The organism is Bradyrhizobium stylosanthis (assembly GCF_001641335.1).
GTDB lineage: Bacteria > Pseudomonadota > Alphaproteobacteria > Rhizobiales > Xanthobacteraceae > Bradyrhizobium > Bradyrhizobium stylosanthis.
The window spans coordinates 483,943-503,999 of record NZ_LVEM01000003.1; the positions used below are offsets into that span (position 1 = coordinate 483,943).

Consider the following 20,057-nt stretch of genomic DNA (forward strand, 5'->3'; position numbering starts at 1 on the left):
CTGCTTTCGGCCAGTTTACTGTACGCCTCGTTCTGATAGACGAGAAATATACACCTTTTGACTCCCGTTGCGGGGGCAATGGCGCGTGCCAGATCGTAGCGAAGACTCGGCCATTTCATTCGGGCCATTCCGACTTTTCCCGAAGTCCCGGCTCCTCGAGAGGGAGGGCGCGCCGCTTCATGTCGGCGGCCGTGCGCTGGATATTCTCATCTATCTAGCCGAGCGCCCCGGCGAGGTCGTCGACAAGCGAGAGCTGGTCAAACGCATCTGGGCCGACGTCAATGTCGACGAGGGCAGCTTGCGCTTCCATGTCGCCGCGCTCCGCAAGGCGCTCGGCGATACCGGCAAGTCGGCCCGCTACGTCGTCAATGTGCCCGGCCGCGGCTATTGCTTCGTGGCCTCGTTTGCCCAGCCGGCCGCGCCCGCCGCGCAGCAGCCGACCGTGGACATCCTGCCGCCCCGCTCCCTTCCTGCTCCGCTTTCGAAGATGGTCGGACGGGAAGAGATCGTCGACAAGATATCGAACGGACTTTCGCTCCACCGCTTCATGACGATCGTCGGCCCCGGCGGAATCGGCAAGACCGCGGTCGCCGTCACCGTCGGCCATCGCCGCTCCCAGGATTTCGGCGGGCGCGTCTTCTTCGTCGATTTCGGCCCGCTGCGGGACGCCAGCCACATCGCCACCACCATTGCCTCCGCGCTCGGGCTCACCATCAGCGCGGAGGATCCGACGCCGGCGCTGCTGACCTTCCTGAAGGCCAGCCCGGCCCTGCTGATCTTCGACAGCTGCGAGCACGTGCTCGACCATCTGGCGCCGCTGGTCGAGCGCATCGTCCGCGAAGCCCCGCAGCTTCGCGTGCTCGCAACCAGCCGCGAATCCTTCCGCAGCGAGGGCGAGAGGATCTTCCGGCTGTTCCCGCTGGATTGTCCGCCGGAGCGCGAGGGGCTGGGTGTGGACGACGTGCTCGCCTACCCTGCGGCCCAGCTCTTCGTCGAGCGCATCGCCCAGAGCTCGGGTCCGTTCCAGCTCAGCGCGGAAGAAGCCCCGCTGGTCGCCAGCATCTGCCGGCGCCTCGACGGCATCGCCCTCGCGATCGAGCTCGCGGCGGGACGCGTCAACGCCTATGGCATCGCCGGCACGGCCTCGCTGCTCGACAGCCGTTTCTCGCTGCAATGGCGCGGCCGGCGCACGGCCGTGCCGCGGCACCAGACGCTCGCCGCCGCCCTCGACTGGAGCTACGACCTGCTGCCCGCGGCCGAGAGCGCCACCTTGCGGCGGCTGTCGGTGTTCGCCGGACCGTTCGCGCCGGAAGCGGCTGCCATCGTTGCGGCCGGCGACGGCCTCAGCGCATCGGAAACGCTGGAGGCGATCGACAGTCTCGTCACCAAATCGCTGATCTCGCCCTCGGGCTCGCGGACGCTGCGTTATCGCCTGCTCGACACCACGCGCACCTACGCGCATGGCAAGCTCAACGAGCTCGGCGAGACCAGGCTGTTCGCGCGCCGCCACGCCGAGCATTTTCGCGATTTCTTCGCGCGCGCCGAGGCCGACCTTTCGACGCCGCTGCCGGAATGGCTCGGCATCTATGGCGCCGAGCTCGACAATGTGCGCGTGGCGCTGGACTGGGCCTTCGGCCCCGACGGCGACACCACGCTCGGAATCGCGCTGACCGCGGCCGCCGTCACGCTGTGGGTGCGCCTGTCGCTGTTCGCCGAATGCCGCGAGCGCACCAGGACGGCGCTGGCCGCGCTCGACGAAACCGGCGGCGACGACCGCGTCCGCATGCAGCTCTTGTCCGCGCTCGGCTGGTCGCTGATGTATGGCGAGGGCCGCGCGCGCGAGGCGCGCCCGATCCTGGAGACGACGCTCGAAATCGCCGAGAGGCTCGACGACAAGGATTTCCGCCTGCGCGCGCTGTGGGGCCTGTGCATCGACCAGTTCAACAACGGACAGTTCGGCAAGGCCCGCGCGTTCGCCGATCGCTTCGCGACCGCCGCGGCGAACTCGCCCGACAGGACCGACCTCATGCTGGCCGACCGGCTGATGGCCGTCGCGCTGCACTATCTCGGCGACCAGGACGACGCACGGCAGCGCATCGACCGCGTCAACGCATCCCTGCACCTGCTGGCGGAGAAGCCGAAGATCTTCCCGCTCGATCTCAGGATCTCCACGCAATATTTCCGCGCGCGCATCCTGTGGCTGCAGGGTCTCGCCGACCAGGCCCAGGCGCTGGCGGCGCGAAACATCGAGGAAGGCCGCGCCAACGGCCACGCCCTGACCTTCTGCAGCGTGCTGGGACAGGCCGCCTGCCCGATCGCCTTCTGGTCCGGCGACCTCGACGCCGCGGAGCGCCACGGCAGCGAGCTGCTCGAGCACACCGAGCGGCACGCGATTCGGCTGTGGGGACTGTGGGCAAGGGCCTTCAACGCGGCCGTCGCCGCCAAGCGCGGCGACATCGCGGTCGGCCTGCCGCTGCTGCGCGAAGAGCTCAACCGTGCCGGCGATGCGCGCTTCCTGCCGCGCTTCCTGCCGCTGCTCGGCGAGCTCGCGGCGGGCTTCCTCGAGGCCGACCAGATCGACCGCGGCCTCGACGTCATCGAGGACGTCCTGACCCGCTGCAACGACCGACAGGAGCTCTGGTATCTGCCGGAGCTGACCCGCATCAAGGGCGAGTTGACGCTCAGGAGTCCGCGGCACGCGGGCGAGGCCGAAGCGCACTTCCGCGAAGCGATGGCCATTGCCGCCCGGCAAGGCGCGCGGTTCTGGGAGCTGCGTTGCGCAACCAGCCTCGCGCGCTTCATGGTCGGCGCGGGCCAGAGCGCGGACGCTCTGACGCTTCTGGAGAACGTCTCGGCATCGTTTACCGAGGGCGCCGACATCGCCGACCTGCGCAGTGCGCGCGATCTCATCGCGCAATTGCGGAGCTGACGCCGTTCATCCGGCCCGCGGGATGAATCCGGGCACGCCGGTCTTCACAACTGTATTGAACCTGACAGTCGTCGAGATCTCGTCCCGCATCTGCCGCATCGCGTCTTCGGGCAGAGCCGAGATGTCGAAGTTCTCCCGGATCCGCCCGGGATTCGTCGAGGTCGTCAGGAATGCCGTGCCGCGCTGCACGGCCCAGGCCAGCGCAACCTGAGCCGGCGTCTTATGCACCTGCCGCGCAATCGCGGTGATGGTCGGATCGTCGAGCACGCGCGGCTCCATCGCATGTCCGAGCGCCGCGAACGCCTGCAGCACGATGCCGTGCTCGCGGCAGAAGTCAAGCAATTCCCATTCGGGAAGATACGGATGCGCCTCGACCTGTACCATGGCCGGCCTGATCCGCGCGACCGCGACGATCTCGCGCAGCTTGTCCAGGGTGATGTCCGACAGGCCGATCGACTTGCAGTGCCCCTCGTCGACGAGGCGCTCCATCGCCTGCCAGGTCTCCGCCAGTGTCACGCCTGAATCGTAGATGACCTGGCCACTCGCATCCCTCGGGTCCTGATCGTCGCCGGGCCGAAAGGCAAAGGGCGTGTGGATGATGTAGCAGTCGATATCGTCGACTTGCAGCCGCTTGCGGCTCGCATCGAAGGCAGGTCTGACCCGCTCCGGCCGATGATTGGTGTTCCACAGCTTCGTCGTCACGAACAGGTCCTGGCGCCGCAGCTTGCCGGCCCTGAACGCCTCGTGCAGCGCGTCCCCGACGGCCGCTTCGTTGCGATAGCGCTCGGCACAGTCGAAATGTCGAAATCCGGCCTCCAATGCGGAGCTGGTCGCCTGCCCGGTCACCACCGGATCTGGAATCAGCGTCCCAAAGCCGACCGCTGGAATCGTCCCCGATTGGTGAGTGGGAATCCTCGTGTAACGCAGCGAATCCGACGGCGCCATGGTGATACTCCTTTGTTGATCGCCGGCCGATGCTGCGGACGAAACGATCGCGGTTGCAGATGCAATGTCATGTCGCGCCCCCGGCATCAGCCGGCGGGACGCGGCTTGCGCAGAAAGAACACGAGCGGGATCACGACGAGCATGGCGAACATCAGGATCTCGAACTGATCGATGACCGCCACCGTGGCCGCCTGGTGCGTGACCATGCCGTTGAGGGCGACAAGATTTGGCTTGCCGATCGGGCCGGCCGCGTTGGCCGCAACGCGGAAGGGCGTCAGATGCTTGGCGAGCGCGAGGTGCACGGCCTGGGTATTGGCATAGAAGAAGAGCTGAACCACTGCGATGCCGATGGTGCTGCCATAGAGACGCGACAGGTTGATCAGCGCACTGCCTTCCGGACGAAGCTTCGGATCGAGCGTACCGAACGCGGCTCTGGCGAGCGCCGGCAGCACCATGCCGAGGCCTGCGCCCTGGAGGAGGCCGGCTTCGACGACGGGCCGCCAATCCATCGCGGGCGAGTAGCCAAGCATGAGCCAGTTCGCATAGACCACCAGCGTCATCCCACCCATGAGGAACGGCCGGTAATCGACCTGGCCCGGAACAAGGCTCGTCAGCACCAGCGCTCCCACCAGCGCCACGCCGCGCGGAATAGTCATGTAACCGGTCGTGTCGACGGGGTAGTTGAGAAGTTCCTCCAGCATCGGAGAGGTCAGCGCAAGTGTCGGCAGGAGAACAAAGCCGAGGGCGAAGGACATCACCGTCGAGAGGATGAGATTGCGATCCCGAAACAGCGCCGTGCGGAGGAAATGCTCTCTCTTCGTCATCACGTGCACGATGAAGAGATAGAAACCCAGGAGCGAAGCGCCGGCCTCGACCCAGATCTCCGTCGAGGCGAACCATTCGAGGCGCTCGCCGCGATCCAGCAGCATCTGCAGCCCGATCATGCCGACCGAGAAAGTCGTCAGGCCGAAGAAGTCGAAGGACTTGCTCCGCTCGACCCGCTTCTCGCTCAGCGATATGGCCATCGTCAGGAACACGAATGCCGTCATCGGCAGCCCGACATGGAAGATCGACGGCCAGCCGTAATATTCGCTCAGCCAGCCGCCGATGGCGGGGCCGGTGCTGATACCGAGCAGCGAGCAGACCGTCCATGCAAGGCTCATGCGCGCGTGCCGCGATGCGGGCACCGCCTCCAGCAGGATCGCCAGCGAAAGCGGTGCGAGCGGTCCGCTTGCCGCCCCCTGGACAATTCTGGCCAGCACGAACTGGATCGACGTCGTCGCCAGCGTGTCGAGCACCAGACCGAGCGCGAAGACAGCCAGAGCAGTCTGGTAGACCGTCTTCCGGCCATAGCGTCCCGCGAGCCATTGCGCGACCGACATGGTCACGGCGCTTGCCGCGATGTAGGACGAGAACACCCAGCCGACCTCGTCGTTCGCCATCGAGAGCGTCGCCTGGATGTGCGGAAGCGCAGCGTTCGGCACGGAGATGTTGACCGCCTGCATATAGGTCGCCAGCAGCGCCGCCGCGGAGATCGCATGACGGCCGTCGGTTGTGGCGTCCGATGGGAGGATCGTACTCATTTGACCTCCGTCGCACGCGCGGATTGGAGCAGAGGCAGCCAGCTGCGGCGATGGCCGGTGTCGACCCGCGCCGTCACGCTGATGCCGGAGAACAGCGGCCGGCCCGGATCGGGATCGTCGAGCTCGAGGCGCACCGGCAGCCGCTGCACGACCTTCACCCAGTTTCCGGTCGCATTTTCCGGCGGCAAGACCGAGAAGTCCGACCCGGTGCCGGGGCTCATGCTGACGATATGCGCCTTGAACTTGCGATCCGGATAGGCGTCGACGTCGATCGTCGCCTGCTGGCCAGGACGCATGTGAGTGAGGCCGGTTTCGCGGAAGTTCGCCTCGATCCAGACGTCGCGGCTCGACATCAGCGAGAACGTGGGCGCTCCCGCGTTGACGAAGCCACCGATCTGCAAATCGTCGACCTTCGTGACGACGCCGTCGTCCGGCGCCCTCACCGTGGCGTAGGACAGATCGAGCCGCGCACGGTCGAGCAGCGCCCTCGCGGCCCGCACGGTCGGATGACGATCGACATCGATATCGGGATCGCCGTTGAGCGCGACGACCGTGTTGGCGATCTGCTGTTCGATCGACGCCGTGCGATGGCGTGCGACCTTGAGATCGGTCTCGGCCCGCTCGTAGACGGCGCGCGGCGTGAAATCCGAGGCGACGAGCATCTTCTTGCGGTCAAACTCGCGCTCGTCGAAGGAGGCCGATTCCTTCGCCGATTGCAGTTCGGCTTGCTGCTGCCGGTAAGTCGCCTTGAGCGAATCGATCTGGAGCCGCGCGCTGCCGAGCCGGGCTTCGGCCTGGTCGACGGCGATCTGATAGGGCTCGGGATCGATGCGAAACAGGACCTGGCCCTGCCGAACGCGCTCGTTGTCGCGCACGGAGATCTCGACCGCCTGTCCGGACACCCGAGCATTGATGGTCACTTTCGCAGCGCGCACGAATGCATCGTCGGTCGCGACATACTGCTCCTGTGCCAGGTACATGAAGCCGCCGAACACGACGACCGCCGCCGGCACCACCACCATGAGGGGCCGGCGCAGCCGTCTTGCGGTATCCGCTCCGAACAACGGTGCGGCAGCCTCGCTCCGGCGGAGGCTCCAGCGATCGCCCAGCCAGCCGGCGATTGGCGCAAGATTCAAACGCATCGTAAGCCCTCGTCCAATTCATTTACTAACGTTCGTTACAAATATTGGACTGCCTCGCGCCGATCAAGACGCCGCCCATTGATTTTTATAACGATCCATACAAATATATGTGTGGACCGAGGCAACCAGGGAACCTGTCGGCATGGCACGGAAGAAGAGCGAAACGAGCCCGGCGCGCCGCGGACGACCGCCGGCCTATGACGCAGACACGGCCCTGAAGCGGGCCACCGAAACGTTCTGGCGCACCGGCTATTCCGGCACGTCGCTGGACAAGGTTGCCGCCGCAACCGGAATGAGCCCGCCGAGCCTCTATGCGGTGTTCGGCAACAAGCACGCGCTCTATCTCGAAGCGCTCGCACGCTATTGGGATATGAGTCTCGCGGCGACGCGCGAGGCACTTGCCGGGGACCACAAGCTGGATGAAGCGCTGATGCTGGCCTATGACGCAGCGCTGTCGATCTATTTCTCCGGCAAGGGAAGCCCGCGAGGCTGCTTCGTGGTCGGGACCGCGGTGACCGAAGTCGCGGAGGATGCGGCGATCCGCAGCAGCGTTGCGGCGGGGCTGCGCGCGATCGATGCCGATTTCGAAGCCCGCTTCCGTCGCGCGCAAGAGACGGGCGAGCTGCCTCCGGAGGCCGATCCTGCGGCGCTTGCCATCCTTGCCGCCGCCACCATGCAGACCATCGCCATTCGTGCACGCGCGGGCGCACGCCGCGCCGAGCTGCGGGAGCTGGCCCGGAAGGCCGTGGACGTGATCTGCGGGCGCCGGCCGCAGGCGCGAGAGCCAGCGGCCCATGCCTGAGATCAGGGGCTCGACGGGCCAAACCGGCCTGTAGCGAGCCAAGCGCCATCAACGCACCGGCGCACGGGTGCGCTAGTCGGAATCGTCTCATCCGGCTCACCGATCAAATCTGCGGTCTTTACGTCAGCCGCCGGTCACAACCCGCTGTCTTGCGTGTGACCGGCCGGCAGTGCTCATCCGAGCCCGTCGACGATACGGATATCCCGCTCGCAGGCATTGCCGAGCGCCTGGAGCGCTTCACGATAGGCGGGGCTCTCGTGAGCCGCGATAGCGAGCTCGACACTGTCGAACTCGATCAACGTGGTGCGCTGCGCGATTCCCTGCTCATAGGCCTTCACAGCACTGCCGCGGGCAAGGAAACGGCCGCCGCCGGCGGTGATGGCAGGGCCGGCGAGCTTCACATAGGCCGCCAGTGCCTCGGGGTCGGAGATCGACCGATAGAAGGTGATCCAGTAACCCTTGGCCATGACTAGCCTCCCGCGGCAGCCGCGCGGCGCGGCAGCTTCCAGTCGGGGCGGATGAAGTGACAGGTGTAGCCGTCAGGATAGCGCTCGAGATAGTCCTGATGCTCGGGCTCGGCTTCCCAGAACTCGCCCGCGGGCGCGACCTCGGTGACGACCTTGCCGGGCCAAAGGTCGGAGGCCTCGACGTCGGCGATGGTGTCCTCGGCGATCCGCTTCTGCTCGTCGCTGGTGTAGAAGATCGCGGAGCGGTAGCTCGTGCCGCGATCGTTGCCCTGACGGTTGAGCGTCGTCGGATCATGAATCTGGAAGAAGAACTCCAGCATGGTGCGGAAGCTCGTCTTCGCGGGATTGAAGATGATCTCGATGGCCTCGGCGTGGCCCTCGTGATTGCGGTAGGTGGCGTTCTTCACGTGGCCGCCGGTGTAGCCGACGCGGGTCGAGATCACGCCCGGTTGCTTGCGGATGAGATCCTGCATGCCCCAGAAACAGCCCCCGGCCAAAACTGCACGCTCAGTCGTCATCTGATGCTCCATTCGTTTTCGTCGCGATAGTCAGCTCTTGTCCGCATCCGGATGCAAGCGCGGATCGTCATGCGCGTCGTGATATTCGAGGCCCAGCGGGCCGATGGCGGAGACCTGCGTGACATATTCGCCGGATTTCGCCCAGTGAAAATGCCAGGTCTCGCCCGGCAGCACGATGACGCTGCCGGGCGGATAGGCCTTGACCTTGTCACCGTCGAACTGCTCGCCGAGCCCGATGTAGAAGACACCCGACATCACCGTGTAGATGCGGTCCTCCGGATGCTTGTGCGGCATCAGCCTGGTGCCGCCGGGCACCTTCACCCGGACCACGTAAGGTCCGGGTTCGCTGGGGCGGCCGACCATCACGGCCAGCCGCGCACCCGGCGGAAAGGCGGGAAACGGCTGCCATGCGACGTCCTCGGGCAGGATGGCCCGAAACCTGTCTTCGTCCGGCTGATGCTCTCGGGGCATGGCGGCGTTCCCTGTGCTGGCTCAGCCCAATTTGGCGTCGAGCGTGATCGTCGCGTTCAGCGCCTTGGATATCGGACAGTTCTTCTCGGCCTCGCCGGCGATCTTCGCAAAGCCGGCGTCGTCGAGGTTGGGCACCTTGGCGCGCAGGGTCAGCGCGGATTTGCTGATCTTGAAACCCTTGCCCTCGGGCTCGAGCGTGACGGCAGCTTCGGTCGACAGCTCGTCCGGCGTGAAGCCTGCCATCTGCAGGCCGAAGGCCAGCGCCATGGTAAAGCAGCCGGCATGGGCAGCGGCGATCAATTCCTCGGGATTGGTGCCCTTCTCGTTCTCGAAACGGGTCTTGAACGAATAGGGCGTCTGGGCCAGGACGCCGGACTCGCTCGACAGATGGCCCGTGCCATCGCGACCGGTGCCCTTCCAGACTGCTGTTGCCTTGCGGATCATCTTAGTTCTCCTTGTTTGATTTCAAGCACCGGCGCTCGGTACCGGAGGAAAGCGACATTGGCGCGACCGCCTGTCGCCGTTCCAACCGGCCGATCGCCGCGGCGGTTCCTGACCTCCGTCCCGATGAATCGGAACGGAGGTCAGATTTCTTGTCTTGACGCGTTTTCGTTCACGCGAACCGGTATCCGCTTCGCTCGAAAACGCTTTAGCTACCAATCTGTCCAACGTGGAAGCCGAGCCGGTTTTCGACATCGCCGGCACGGTGGAAGCCGCGCGCCATCAACGCCTTGATACGGGTCTGGCTCGCGGGGCGGCCGAGCGCGCCCAGGAACGCATCCCACTCCGGCTTGATCTCGGCATCCGGCGGCAGGCTCGCAACGTCGACGAGACGCTTGGTCTCGGCGATGGCTTCCTTATCGAACGAGGCGATGCGCATCGCGAGCGCCTCGACGAAGGCGTCGAGCTCGGCATCCGGCAGCGACCGGTTGACGTAACCATAGCGCTCGGCGAGATCGCCATGGATGTCGTCGGCGCTGAGCAGTACTTCGAGCGCACGGCCGCGGCCCATCAGGCGCGGCAGCCGCGCCATCGGTCCGCCGCCGGGCACGAGACCGGCGCCGACCTCCCATTGCGACAGGATCGCCTTCTCGCGGCTGGCAAAGCGCATGTCGCTGGCGAGCGCGAGCTCGCTGCCAACGCCGGTTGCGCGGCCCCGGATTGAGGCGATGGAGACGACAGGCGCACGGCTGAGGCGGACCAATGTGTCAGGCAGCGACTGCAGACCGGTCGGTCCCGGCGGGACCTTGAGAGAGTCTTCGAGCGGCGCGAGGAAGTCGTAATGCGTGATGAAGAAGCCTTCGACGGCGCTGTCGAACACGACGACCTTCACCTGCGGATCGGTTTCGATCGCCGTGACGACGTCGTTGAGCAGCGGAAGATGTTTTGGGCCGAAGATGTTCACCGGCGGCATGTCGAAAGTGACGCGCCAATAGGACGGCAGACGGCGTTCGAGACGGATGTCGCCGGCGGCGGAGTTGCGTTCTGGACGATTCATGGTTTCACTCCTGTTATGTGCTGGTTTCAGATCGACTGGCGCAGCGGGCGGAACGCGGTGCGCATCTCCGTCGAGAACAGCGCGGGCTGCTCCCAGGCGGCGAAGTGGCCGCCTCTGTCGAGGCGGTTGTAGTGCATCAACTTCGGATAGGCCTTCTCGGCCCAGCTCCGCGGCGCGGCATAGATCTCGTCGGGAAAGACGCTGACGGCGACCGGGATCTTCACGTGCTTCGGCGCGAAGAACACGAGCTTGTTCTCCCAATAGAGCCGCGCCGACGACACAGCGGTATTGGTGAGCCAATAGAGCGTGATGTTGTCGACCACGTCGTCGCGCGACAGCCCTTCGGTCTTGCCGTCGAACACGCGCGCGATCATCGCGGCGCTGCGCGCGTCGTGATCGAGCATCCAGGACGCAAGGCCCGCCGGCGAGTCCACCAGGCCATAGAGCGTCTGCGGCCGGTTCGACATCTCGATCGCATAGCCGAGACCATGCTTGTAGAAGTCGTCGAGCTGGTCGTAGGCGATCTTCTCGTCGCCCGAGAGGTTCGATGGCCGCGTCCCGCCGGGCTGAAGCGCCGTGGCGATGTCATCGGGCACGGTCGCGGGCATGTTGGTGTGGATGCCGAGCAGCTCGGGCGGCGCGATCAGCGCCATCTGCTCGGTGACGGCATTGCCCCAGTCGCCGCCTTGCGCGACGTAGCGGTTGTAGCCGAGCCGCTTCATCAGCACGATCCAGGCGCGGGCGATGCGCTGGGGATCCCAGCCCAGCGCGGCGGGCTTGCCGGAGAAGCCGTGACCGGGAAGCGAGGGGATCACGAGATCGAACGCGTCGGCCGCCTTCGCGCCATGCGCGGTGGGATCGGTGAGCGGTCCGACGATCTTGATCTGCTCAATGATCGAGCCGGGCCAGCCGTGCGTGACGATCATCGGCAACGCGTTCTCATGGCGGGAACGCACGTGAATGAAATGGATGTCGATGCCGTCGATCTCGGTGACGAACTGCGGAAAGCTGTTCAGCCGCGCCTCAATCCTGCGCCAGTCGTAGTCGTTCTGCCAGTAGCGGACGAGTTGCTGCACGGTCGTGAGCTGTACGCCCTGCGACTGGTCGGCGACGATCTCGCGATCCGGCCAGCGCGTCGTCGCGAGGCGGCGGCGGAGATCGAGCAGATCTTCCTCGGGAACATTGACGCTGAACGGGCGGATCGCGCCGCTCGCAGCCGCCTTGGCCGGACGCAGCGGCAGCAGGCTGGATATGCTGGCGGCCACAGCCGTCATCGCGGCCTGGCCGAGCAATTGACGGCGGTCGGGGTTGAGGATGTCGGTGCGTGCTTGCGTGGTCATCGTGGGTCTCCCTTGCTTTGGCCTGTGCCGTTGTCCGCGTTCGAACCCGAAGCGTCGGTTCGTCGTGGAGGGAGATTGATGCAGACAACGGCAATTGGCTCGTTATGGCTTGTTAGGGCGCGTTAGCCGTTGCGAGTCCCGCGCGATTGCAATCAGCAGGCATGATCGTCGATGCGCGCGGTCCAACGCAGAACGGCGCGCGACGACCAGGTCATCGCGCGCCGAGGCTCAGGACATCAGGAATTTTCACAACGGCAGCGTCTGGCCGGCCTGCTCGCGCACGATGTAGTCGGCGTACCAGTCCGCCCAGTTCTCGTCGTGACCGCCGGTCCGCTTCTCGTGCTCGCCATGTGCCACTGAGGCGCGGCGCAGCGCTGCGGCAAGATCGGTCTGCGATGCGAATGTCGTGGCGTCCGCCTCGATGCGGCCGGGCAATCGCGTCGTGACTTCCTGGAACAGCCAACCATTGCCGTCGGGGTCGCTGAACGAGGCGAAGGAGCTGTAGCTGCCGCGCTTCGGATCGGCGCCGCCGGCCCGGACGCTGCCGAACAGATACGGCTCATCGGGACCTGCGTGAACATCGCCGCCACCGTGGAACGGCTCGCTGACGGCAATGCCGCGGCCGAGCAGATCCTTTCGTGCGGCCTCCAGATCGGAGACGATCAGATACAGGCCGCGCGCCGAACCCGGCGCTGCCGCCGTGACGTTGCTGCCGAAGATCACCGAGCAGGCCGAACCCGGCGGCGTGAACTGGATCACGCGCCAGCCGTCACCCGAGGCAAAGTCGGCATCGAGCCGCCAGCCGAGGCGCGCATAGAACGTCTTGGCGCGGTCGACGTCGGACACCGGAATGACGACGACTTCGAGCTTGAGATCGACGCCGCGCGAGGCCGAAGGCTTCACCGCTGCGTCGCGATCGATTTCGAGTGTGGCCATGTGAAACTCCCGTGCTGTGCGTTGCGGCTGTGATTTCAGGCGGTGGTTGGCATCACGATGCTCACTTGCGTGCCGCCCTGCCCGGCCTCGCCTTGCAGCCGCGCATGAATGCTGCGGGCAAGTCCTTCGAGGATGCGGCTGCCGGTGCCCTGGAGCGGGCCGGTCGCGCCGATGCCGTTGTCGGCGACCGTGCAGACCCAGGCGCCGTCGCGGCGCGCGACGTCGACGCGGATCAGTGCGCCCTTCTTGTTCGGGAAGGCATGCTTCGCCGCGTTCGTGACCAGCTCCGTCAGCATCAGCGCGAGCCTGTGACATTGCGATGCCGGCAGCGTGCCGCTCTCGATCGCGGCTTCGCAGCGGATCCCGGCCGGCTCCAGCACGGCCTCCGAGATCGCGCCGCACAGATTTTCGAAGAAGGGCGCGACCGCGACCGGCGCCGGATCGTCGTTGTCCGACAGCAGCTGATAGAGCCTGCCGAAGGCGACGATGCGGCGCTCGAACCGGTCCACTGCCTGCGAGACGTCACTGGTGCCCGCCCGCGTAAAGTCGCGGCGGACTGACGCCCCCAGCAGCGTCAGTGTGTTCTTCATGCGGTGATGGGATTCCCGCAGCACGAGCTCCCAATCACCCGACTGATCGTCGAGACCTGCGATGAACTGAGATCGAACGGCACTGCCGTTCGGCATGGAGCCGATGGCGGACATGACAGCCTCCCGTTGGAATATGACCTAACTCGAGCCCTATACTGGCTGCGTCGCGCCGGTTCCGCCCGTTAGACGTTGCAAGATTTTGTTATGATCGCGCCACGCAGCCTGCGCGGCAGAGCCTGTCGATGCGACGGTCAAGCACACTGACGAATTGTCGCGGCCGCGTGACAAGCTGTTCGCGTTTAAGCAAAATTTGCGAGGGTTACTCCCCCTGATGCGCCGCGCGCGTCACCCGATTTCGCCACTTTCGATTAGTTTACTCACACTCGCGTTCTGCTAGACCAAGCATAGACAGCAGCCTTTGCCATCGGAGCCATTGGCCCGTGCCGGACACCAGCGACCAGGATTCGGCCATTTCCTTCGGGCCATTCCGGCTGTTTGCAAAGTCGCGGCTGCTGGAGAAGGACGGCGCTCCGCTCCACCTCGGCGGACGCGCGCTCGACATCCTGATTTTTCTCGCCGAGCGCGCCGGCGAGGTCGTGGACAAGCGGGAGTTGATCAAGCGGGTGTGGTCCGACGTCAACGTCGACGAAGGCAGCCTGCGCTTCCACATCACGACCCTGCGCAAGGCACTCGGCGACGCCGGAGAAGCCTCGCGCTACGTCGTCAACGTGCCCGGACGCGGCTATTGCTTCGCTGCCCCGCTGCTCCGCGCGGCCGTCGCGCAGAGCCGGACCGTCGCGCCTGTGGCTTCGCCGCACGCACTGCCCTCGCCGCTGGCGCGCATGATCGGGCGGGACGACGCCGTCGAGAAGATCGCCGCCGAGCTCGCCCAGCATCGCTTCGTCACCATCGTCGGCCCCGGCGGGATCGGCAAGACCTCGGTCGCGCTTGCCGTCGCGCATCGCGAGCTGGGGGCCTTCGGCGGCCAGGTTTGGTTCGTCGATTTCGGCGCGCTGACGGATGCACGGCTGATTCCTGGAACCATCGCGGCCGCCCTCGGCCTGACCGTGAATTCCGAGGACCCGATCCCGGGCCTGCTGACGTTCCTGCGCAGCCGGCGGACGCTGCTGGTGTTCGACAGTTGCGAGCACATCCTCGACGACCTCGCCCCACTGGCCGAGCGCATCGTCCAGGAGGCAAGCGCGCTGCATGTCCTGGCCACCAGCCGTGAATCCTTCCGCACCGAAGGTGAGCGCGTCCACCGGCTGTTTCCGCTGGACTGCCCGCCGGAGCGCGACGGCCTCGGCATTGCCGACATCCTTGCTTATCCCGCAAGCCAGCTCTTCGTGGAACGCATTGCCGAGAGCCTCGGCGATTTCGAGCTCAGCGAGGAGGATGCACCGCTCGTCGCCGAGATCTGCCGGCGGCTGGACGGCATCGCGCTGGCGATCGAGCTCGCGGCCGGCCGCGTCAACGCCTATGGCATCGCCGGAACCGCATCGCTGCTCGACAATCGCTTCTCGCTGCTGTGGCGGGGCCGGCGCACCGCCATCCCGCGGCACCAGACCCTGAGCGCCGCACTCGCCTGGAGCTACGATCTGCTGCCAGCAGCCGAAAGCGCGACGCTGCGCGGATTGTCGGTGTTCGTCGGGCCGTTCACCCTGGAAGCCGCGCTCGCGGTCGCATCCAGCCAGGGCATCGGCGAATCCGAGGCGGTCGAGGCGATCTCGAACCTGCTCTCCAAATCGCTGATCGCGACCTCGCCGGCGGAGCGGCGGCTGCGCTATCGCCTGCTCGACACCACCCGCGCCTTCGCCGGCGGCAAGCTCGCCGAGCACGGCGAAGCGCCCCGCGTCGCGCGCGCGCATGCCGAATATTTCCGCGATCTGCTGCGCGACATCGCGCTCAAATCCTCAGGCCTGCAGAGCGCGGGCGGCTTCCTGCCCTATGGCGACCATCTGCCCAATGTCCGGGCCGCGCTGAGCTGGAGCTTCTCGGACGGCGGGGACCGGACGCTCGGTGTCGATCTCGCAGCCTCGGCCGCGCAGTTCTTCCTCGAGCTGACACTGCTGACGGAGTGCCTGCGCTGGACGCAGCAGGCGCTGGCTGCCTCCGATACGGGCACGCTGGACAGCCGCCAGGAAATGACGCTGCAGGCCGCGCTCGGCGTCTCCGTGATGTTCACGCAAGGCAATACGGAGGCCGTTCGCGCCGCGTTCACGCGCAGCCTCCAGCTGGCCCGCGAGCTCGAGGACCTGCACTGGCAGCTCTGGCTGCTGCGCGGCCTGCACATCTATTTGACCAGGGTCGGAGATTTCCACGGCGCGCTTGGAACCGGCGCAGACGGCGAAAGCGTCGCACGCAAGCTGAACGATCCCGCGGCTGCGCTGAACGTGGAGTGGATGCTGGGCGTCGCCCATCACCTGATCGGCAACCAGAACAAGGCCGTGCGGTTCTGCGAGAGCGCGATGGTGCACAATCCCGGCTCGCAGCGGCTGAACATCGGGCATCTCGGCTATGACGACCGCATCGTCGCGCTGGTGGCGCTGGCGCGCGGGCTCTGGCTCACCGGCCGGCCCGATCGCGCGATCGAGGCGGCCAGATACACGGTGCGCGAGGCCGAGCAGCTCGAACAGCCGCTCACGCTCGGCATTTCCCTGATCTGGACCATCTACGTGTTCCTCTGGGTCGGCGACTGGGCCAATGCCGAGATCCTGATCGAGCGGCTGATCGATCATTCGGCGCGGCACTTCCTCGGCCCGTATCACGCCGTCGGAATCGGCCAGAAGGGCGAGCTGATGCTGCGCCGCGGCGACCTCGCCGGCGGGATCGAGCATCTTCGCCGCAGCCAGGCCACGCTCTATGCGACGCGTCACCGGATCATGACGACGGTGTTTGCGACGGCGCTCGCGGAAGGGCTCGTGGCGCAGAACCAGCCCGCCGACGCCCTGCGCATGATCGACGAGGCGATCGCGGAGGTCCCCGACCACGGCGAGTCCTTCGACATGCCGGAGATGCTGAGGGTCAAGGGCGACATCCTGGCCCGGTCTGGACATGCGTCCGAGGCAGAAAGCTGGCTGCGCAAATCGCTCGACCTGTCGCGGCGGCAGAGCGCGCTTGGCTGGGAATTGCGGGGTGCGATCAGCCTCGGCCGGGTCTGGCAGCAGGCCGGACGACGGGACGACGCACGCACGCTGCTCGCTCCGCTCGTCGCACGCTATCAGGAAGGCCTCAAGACCCGCGATCTCGTGACTGCCAGGGAGCTGCTCGGCACGCTGAATTGACAGCGTGTTCAACGAGATACCGCCAAAATTCCTGCTCGCAACTCCTAACAACTTCTAACATGCCAAGCCGCCTGCGCCCCGCCATGGTGATGGCGCTCCAAGGTGGATTTGGCGGGACATGGCTCTTCTTGACGACGTACTCGATGCCAGCGGCGGTTTGGCCCGCTGGAACAGCTTGAACCGGTTCACGCTCCACCTTTCCGTCGGCGGCACATTGTTCTCCAGCGCCGGACATGCCAGGGAATTCAAGGATGTCACCGCGGAGGGCTCGACCCGGACGCAATCCGTCCGCTTCACCGGCATCACCGGCGGCGAATATTCCGGCTCCTTTCAACCCGATGCGATCACGATCGAGAGTGTCGACGGGGAGGTGCTGCGCACCTGGCGCAATCCGAGCCTCGCCTTCCCCAATGCCGGCTCCGACCTGCTCGCGGACGAGCTGCACCTCGTCTTCTTCTGCGGCGTCGCGATCTGGAATTACCTGACCAGCCCGTTCCTGCTCGCGCATCCCGATGTCGTGATCGAGGAACTGCCGCCCTGGCAGGACAACGCCGAAACCTGGCGGCGGCTGCGCGCGCAATTCCCCTCGAGCCTGATCACGCTCGCGCCGGAGCAGATCTTCTATTTCGACGAGAACGCGCTGCAGCGGCGAACGGATCACGACCTGTTCGGAATGAAGGTCGCTCATCACTCCTGGGCCCATGACAGTTTCGGCGGCATCGTGGTGCCGACGCTGCGGCGCGCGCAGGCGCTGCAGCCCGACGGAACCGTGGTCGCCAAGCCCGTGCTGATGGATGTCGAGATTTTCGACGCCGTCTTCGAGTGACGGTTGCGCGAGCGCCGGACGGGCGCTCTCCACTCTCAAGGACTAACAATACATAACGAGCGGGCGGCCGGGCTTAGGCGCAGATTGGTCTCGCGGGCAACGAACAACGTTCGAGGCCCCGACGAGACAAGCCCGGCGCATCTCCGTGAGATCGGAGTGCGTCATTGCAACAGATGCACCCAAGGAGACCGTCATGAAGATCCTCATGGTTCTCACCTCGCACGACCAGCTCGGCAACACCGGACGCAAGACCGGCTTCTGGCTCGAAGAGCTCGCCGCCCCCTATTATGTATTCAAGGATTCCGGCGCGGAGATCACGCTCGCCTCGCCCAAGGGCGGCCGTCCGCCGCTCGACCCTAAGAGCAACGAGCCCGAGTTCCGCACCGACCTCACGCTGCGCTTCGAGGCGGACGCCGCCGCGGAAGCGCAGCTCGACAAGACGGTCCGCCTCGACAGCGTCAGGCAGGAGGATTTCGACACGCTGTTCTATCCCGGCGGTCACGGCCCGATGTGGGACCTCGCCGAAGACCCGAACTCGATCAAGCTGATCGAATCCTTCTTCGCCGCCGGCAAGCATGTCGCGATCGTCTGCCATTCCCCGGCCGCGCTCCGCCACGTCAAGACAGCGGACGGCAAGCCGCTGGTGCAGGGCAAGGAGGTCACCGGCTTCACCAATGGCGAAGAGGAGGAGGTCGGCCTCACCAAGGTGGTGCCATTCCTGGTCGAGGACGAGATGCTCAGGCTCGGCGCAACCTTCTCGAAGAAAGCCAACTGGGTTCCTCATGTCGTCAGCGACGGGCTCCTGATCACCGGCCAGAACCCGCACTCCTCGGGCCCGGCTGCGCAGGCCCTGCTCGCTGCGCTCAAGGGCAAGCCGCTGGCGAAGGCCTCGTAGATTCCTGATGCGGTCAGATTCGAGAGGCGCCGGTGATGGCGCCTCTCGACGGAGCGATGACATGAACATGACAGCCACCCTTGCCGTTTCAGCCGCCCTCGCCTGCGCCACCCTGCAAGCCTCCGCGCAGGAGCTGCGATCGAGCCGCAGCTCGATCCGCTATCACAGCGTCGAGATCCGGGGCCTGAATATATTCTATCGCGAGGCCGGCCGGGCCGACGCGCCTACCGTGCTTCTGTTGCACGGCTTTCCCTCATCCTCGCGGATGTGGGAGCCGCTGCTGCCGCTGCTCGCCGACAAATATCATTTGATCGCGCCGGACTATCCCGGTTTCGGCAACAGCAGCGCGCCGGCGCCGTCCGGTTTCAGCTATACGTTCGACAACATCGCCGGCGTGATCGGCGAGCTCACCGAGAAGCTGGGCGTCACCAGCTACGTGCTGTTGATGCAGGACTATGGCGGTCCGGTCGGCTTCCGGATGGCGCTGGCGCATCCCGAACGCGTCCGTGCCGTCATCATCCAGAACGCGGTCTCGCACGAGCAGGGCCTCAGCCCGCTCTGGCAGGCGCGCCGCAAATACTGGGCCGATCCGGCGCGTGAGCTCGAGGCGCTCAAGGCCAACTTCACCTCGTTCGACGCGACGCGTCAGCGGCATCTCGGCTCGACGCCGCATCCAGAGCGTTACGACCCCGACACATGGACCGACGAATACGCGTTCCTGACACGCCCCGGCCAGGCCGAGATCCAGACCACGCTGTTTCTGGACTACCGGACCAATGTCGCATCCTATCCGAAGTGGCAGGACTGGCTGCGCAGGACGAAACCGCCGACGCTGGTGGTGTGGGGCAAATACGATCCGTCCTTCACCGTCGCAGGCGCCGCCGCCTACCGCGACGACGTGCCGGAGGCGGAGGTGCATCTGCTCGACGCCGGGCACTTCGCACTCGACGAGGCGACCGACGAGATTGCAGCGCTCGTCCGCGACTTCCTTGCCCGGCTCGACCGGCACAAGGGCTGAACGGGACAAACGGCACTTAACAAGGCTTAACGGGCCCTCGCCGCCGACGTGGACTATCTCCATGGGACGACAAATCCCATGGAGATGCCGGATGCTTCCGCTGCTGGCGAATGCGATCGAGGCGCATGGCGGCCTCGGTCGATGGAATGCACACCGGCGTCTCACCGGCACGATGGTGACGGGAGGCGATCTATGGGCCCTGAAGGGCATCGACCAGGATCAGGCGCCGCGCACCATCGGGATCGAGCTCCATCGCGAGCGGGCATCGGTCGAGCCGTTCGGCAAACCCGGTCAGAGCGTCGCGTTCAGCCCCGGGCGGGTCGCGATCATCGCCGCGGACGGACGGGTCGTCGCGATGCGCGACAATCCGCGCGCGGCGTTTGCGCGGCACGACATGCGGACGCATTGGGACCCGCTGCACCGCGCCTATTTCGAGGGCTGCGCGCTGTGGACCTACATGACCACGCCCTTCCTGCTGGCGACGGACGGATTTGAAATCCGCGAGATCGAGCCCTGGCAGGAAGGTGCCGAAGTCTGGCGCGGATTGCGGGCGAGGTTTCCGGCGGAGATCACGAGCCACAGCCTGGAGCAGGATTTCTATTTCGGCCCCGACATGCTGATCCGCCGGCATGACTACCGGGTCGAGATCGCCGGCAACTTTCCGGCGGCACATTATGCGTCCGAGCCCGTCACCGTCGCCGGCCTTACGCTGCCGACGCGCCGGCGCATCTATCTGCGCGACGCGGATCTGATGCCGCTGCGCGAGGAGCTGATGGTGTCGATCGATCTCTCGGAGCTTCGATTCGACTGAGC

The 20,057-nt window shown here is 66.0% G+C and carries 18 protein-coding genes; 7 read left to right on the plus strand and 11 right to left on the minus strand.

Translation table 11 applies throughout. The features are described 5' to 3' along the window. Positions 1-85 precede the first annotated feature (85 nt). Positions 86-2,929, plus strand: a complete 2,844-nt coding sequence (locus tag A7X65_RS22035) for an ATP-binding protein (RefSeq protein ID WP_063688648.1) — start codon at positions 86-88, stop codon at positions 2,927-2,929. A gap of 6 nt (positions 2,930-2,935) precedes the next feature. Here A7X65_RS22035 and A7X65_RS22040 read toward each other — a convergent pair whose 3' ends face one another. The 3 genes from A7X65_RS22040 to A7X65_RS22050 form a co-directional block, all read right to left on the minus strand. Beyond that, positions 2,936-3,874, minus strand: a complete 939-nt coding sequence (locus A7X65_RS22040) for an aldo/keto reductase (RefSeq protein ID WP_063688652.1) — start codon at positions 3,872-3,874, stop codon at positions 2,936-2,938. Positions 3,875-3,960: 86 nt separating this feature from the next. Continuing rightward, complete coding sequence (locus tag A7X65_RS22045) at positions 3,961-5,457, minus strand: MDR family MFS transporter (protein ID WP_063688655.1); 1,497 nt, start codon at positions 5,455-5,457, stop codon at positions 3,961-3,963. Next, positions 5,454-6,599: an HlyD family secretion protein gene (locus A7X65_RS22050; protein WP_063688659.1), complete on the minus strand. Its 1,146-nt coding sequence runs from the start codon at positions 6,597-6,599 to the stop codon at positions 5,454-5,456. Before A7X65_RS22050 ends, A7X65_RS22045 begins: the two co-directional genes overlap by 4 nt. A 142-nt stretch (positions 6,600-6,741) precedes the next feature. Here A7X65_RS22050 and A7X65_RS22055 point away from each other — a divergent pair, with 142 nt between their 5' ends. After that, on the plus strand, positions 6,742-7,401 hold the full coding sequence (locus A7X65_RS22055; RefSeq protein WP_063688662.1) for a TetR/AcrR family transcriptional regulator: 660 nt from the start codon (positions 6,742-6,744) through the stop codon (positions 7,399-7,401). A gap of 173 nt (positions 7,402-7,574) precedes the next feature. Here the strand turns inward: A7X65_RS22055 and A7X65_RS22060 are convergent, their stop codons facing one another. From A7X65_RS22060 to A7X65_RS22095, 8 genes are all read right to left on the minus strand, one after another. Further along, complete coding sequence (locus A7X65_RS22060; protein WP_063688665.1) at positions 7,575-7,868, minus strand: DUF1330 domain-containing protein; 294 nt, start codon at positions 7,866-7,868, stop codon at positions 7,575-7,577. A gap of 2 nt (positions 7,869-7,870) precedes the next feature. Next, on the minus strand, positions 7,871-8,386 hold the full coding sequence (msrA, locus tag A7X65_RS22065; RefSeq protein WP_063690696.1) for a peptide-methionine (S)-S-oxide reductase MsrA: 516 nt from the start codon (positions 8,384-8,386) through the stop codon (positions 7,871-7,873). 30 nt (positions 8,387-8,416) lie between these two features. Further along, positions 8,417-8,857: a cupin domain-containing protein gene (locus A7X65_RS22070; RefSeq protein WP_063688668.1), complete on the minus strand. Its 441-nt coding sequence runs from the start codon at positions 8,855-8,857 to the stop codon at positions 8,417-8,419. Between the two features lie 21 nt (positions 8,858-8,878). Beyond that, positions 8,879-9,301 carry an OsmC family protein gene (locus tag A7X65_RS22075; protein WP_063688671.1) on the minus strand — a complete coding sequence of 141 codons (423 nt, stop codon included), beginning with the start codon at positions 9,299-9,301 and terminating at the stop codon, positions 8,879-8,881. A gap of 205 nt (positions 9,302-9,506) precedes the next feature. Further along, complete coding sequence (locus A7X65_RS22080) at positions 9,507-10,355, minus strand: enoyl-CoA hydratase/isomerase family protein (protein WP_063688674.1); 849 nt, start codon at positions 10,353-10,355, stop codon at positions 9,507-9,509. Positions 10,356-10,381: 26 nt separating this feature from the next. Then, positions 10,382-11,695: an epoxide hydrolase family protein gene (locus A7X65_RS22085; RefSeq protein ID WP_063688676.1), complete on the minus strand. Its 1,314-nt coding sequence runs from the start codon at positions 11,693-11,695 to the stop codon at positions 10,382-10,384. 246 nt (positions 11,696-11,941) lie between these two features. Next, positions 11,942-12,631 carry a VOC family protein gene (locus A7X65_RS22090; protein WP_063688679.1) on the minus strand — a complete coding sequence of 230 codons (690 nt, stop codon included), beginning with the start codon at positions 12,629-12,631 and terminating at the stop codon, positions 11,942-11,944. A gap of 35 nt (positions 12,632-12,666) precedes the next feature. Then, complete coding sequence (locus tag A7X65_RS22095; protein WP_063688682.1) at positions 12,667-13,335, minus strand: sensor histidine kinase; 669 nt, start codon at positions 13,333-13,335, stop codon at positions 12,667-12,669. Positions 13,336-13,661: 326 nt separating this feature from the next. On the opposite strand from A7X65_RS22095, the gene A7X65_RS22100 reads away from it, so the two are divergent. The 5 genes from A7X65_RS22100 to A7X65_RS22120 all read left to right on the plus strand — a co-directional run bounded on the left by A7X65_RS22100 (position 13,662) and on the right by A7X65_RS22120 (position 20,055). Further along, on the plus strand, positions 13,662-16,505 hold the full coding sequence (locus A7X65_RS22100) for an ATP-binding protein (RefSeq protein ID WP_063688685.1): 2,844 nt from the start codon (positions 13,662-13,664) through the stop codon (positions 16,503-16,505). Between the two features lie 118 nt (positions 16,506-16,623). Beyond that, positions 16,624-17,331, plus strand: a complete 708-nt coding sequence (locus tag A7X65_RS22105; protein WP_063688688.1) for a hypothetical protein — start codon at positions 16,624-16,626, stop codon at positions 17,329-17,331. Positions 17,332-17,524: 193 nt separating this feature from the next. Then, positions 17,525-18,226 (plus strand): type 1 glutamine amidotransferase domain-containing protein, encoded by a 702-nt coding sequence (locus A7X65_RS22110; RefSeq protein ID WP_063688691.1) that lies wholly within the window; start codon positions 17,525-17,527, stop codon positions 18,224-18,226. A gap of 61 nt (positions 18,227-18,287) precedes the next feature. Then, entirely contained in the window at positions 18,288-19,244 is a 957-nt protein-coding gene (locus A7X65_RS22115; RefSeq protein ID WP_063688694.1) for an alpha/beta fold hydrolase, read from the plus strand. Between the two features lie 91 nt (positions 19,245-19,335). Further along, on the plus strand, positions 19,336-20,055 hold the full coding sequence (locus A7X65_RS22120) for a hypothetical protein (RefSeq protein WP_063688697.1): 720 nt from the start codon (positions 19,336-19,338) through the stop codon (positions 20,053-20,055). Positions 20,056-20,057: the final 2 nt, after the last annotated feature.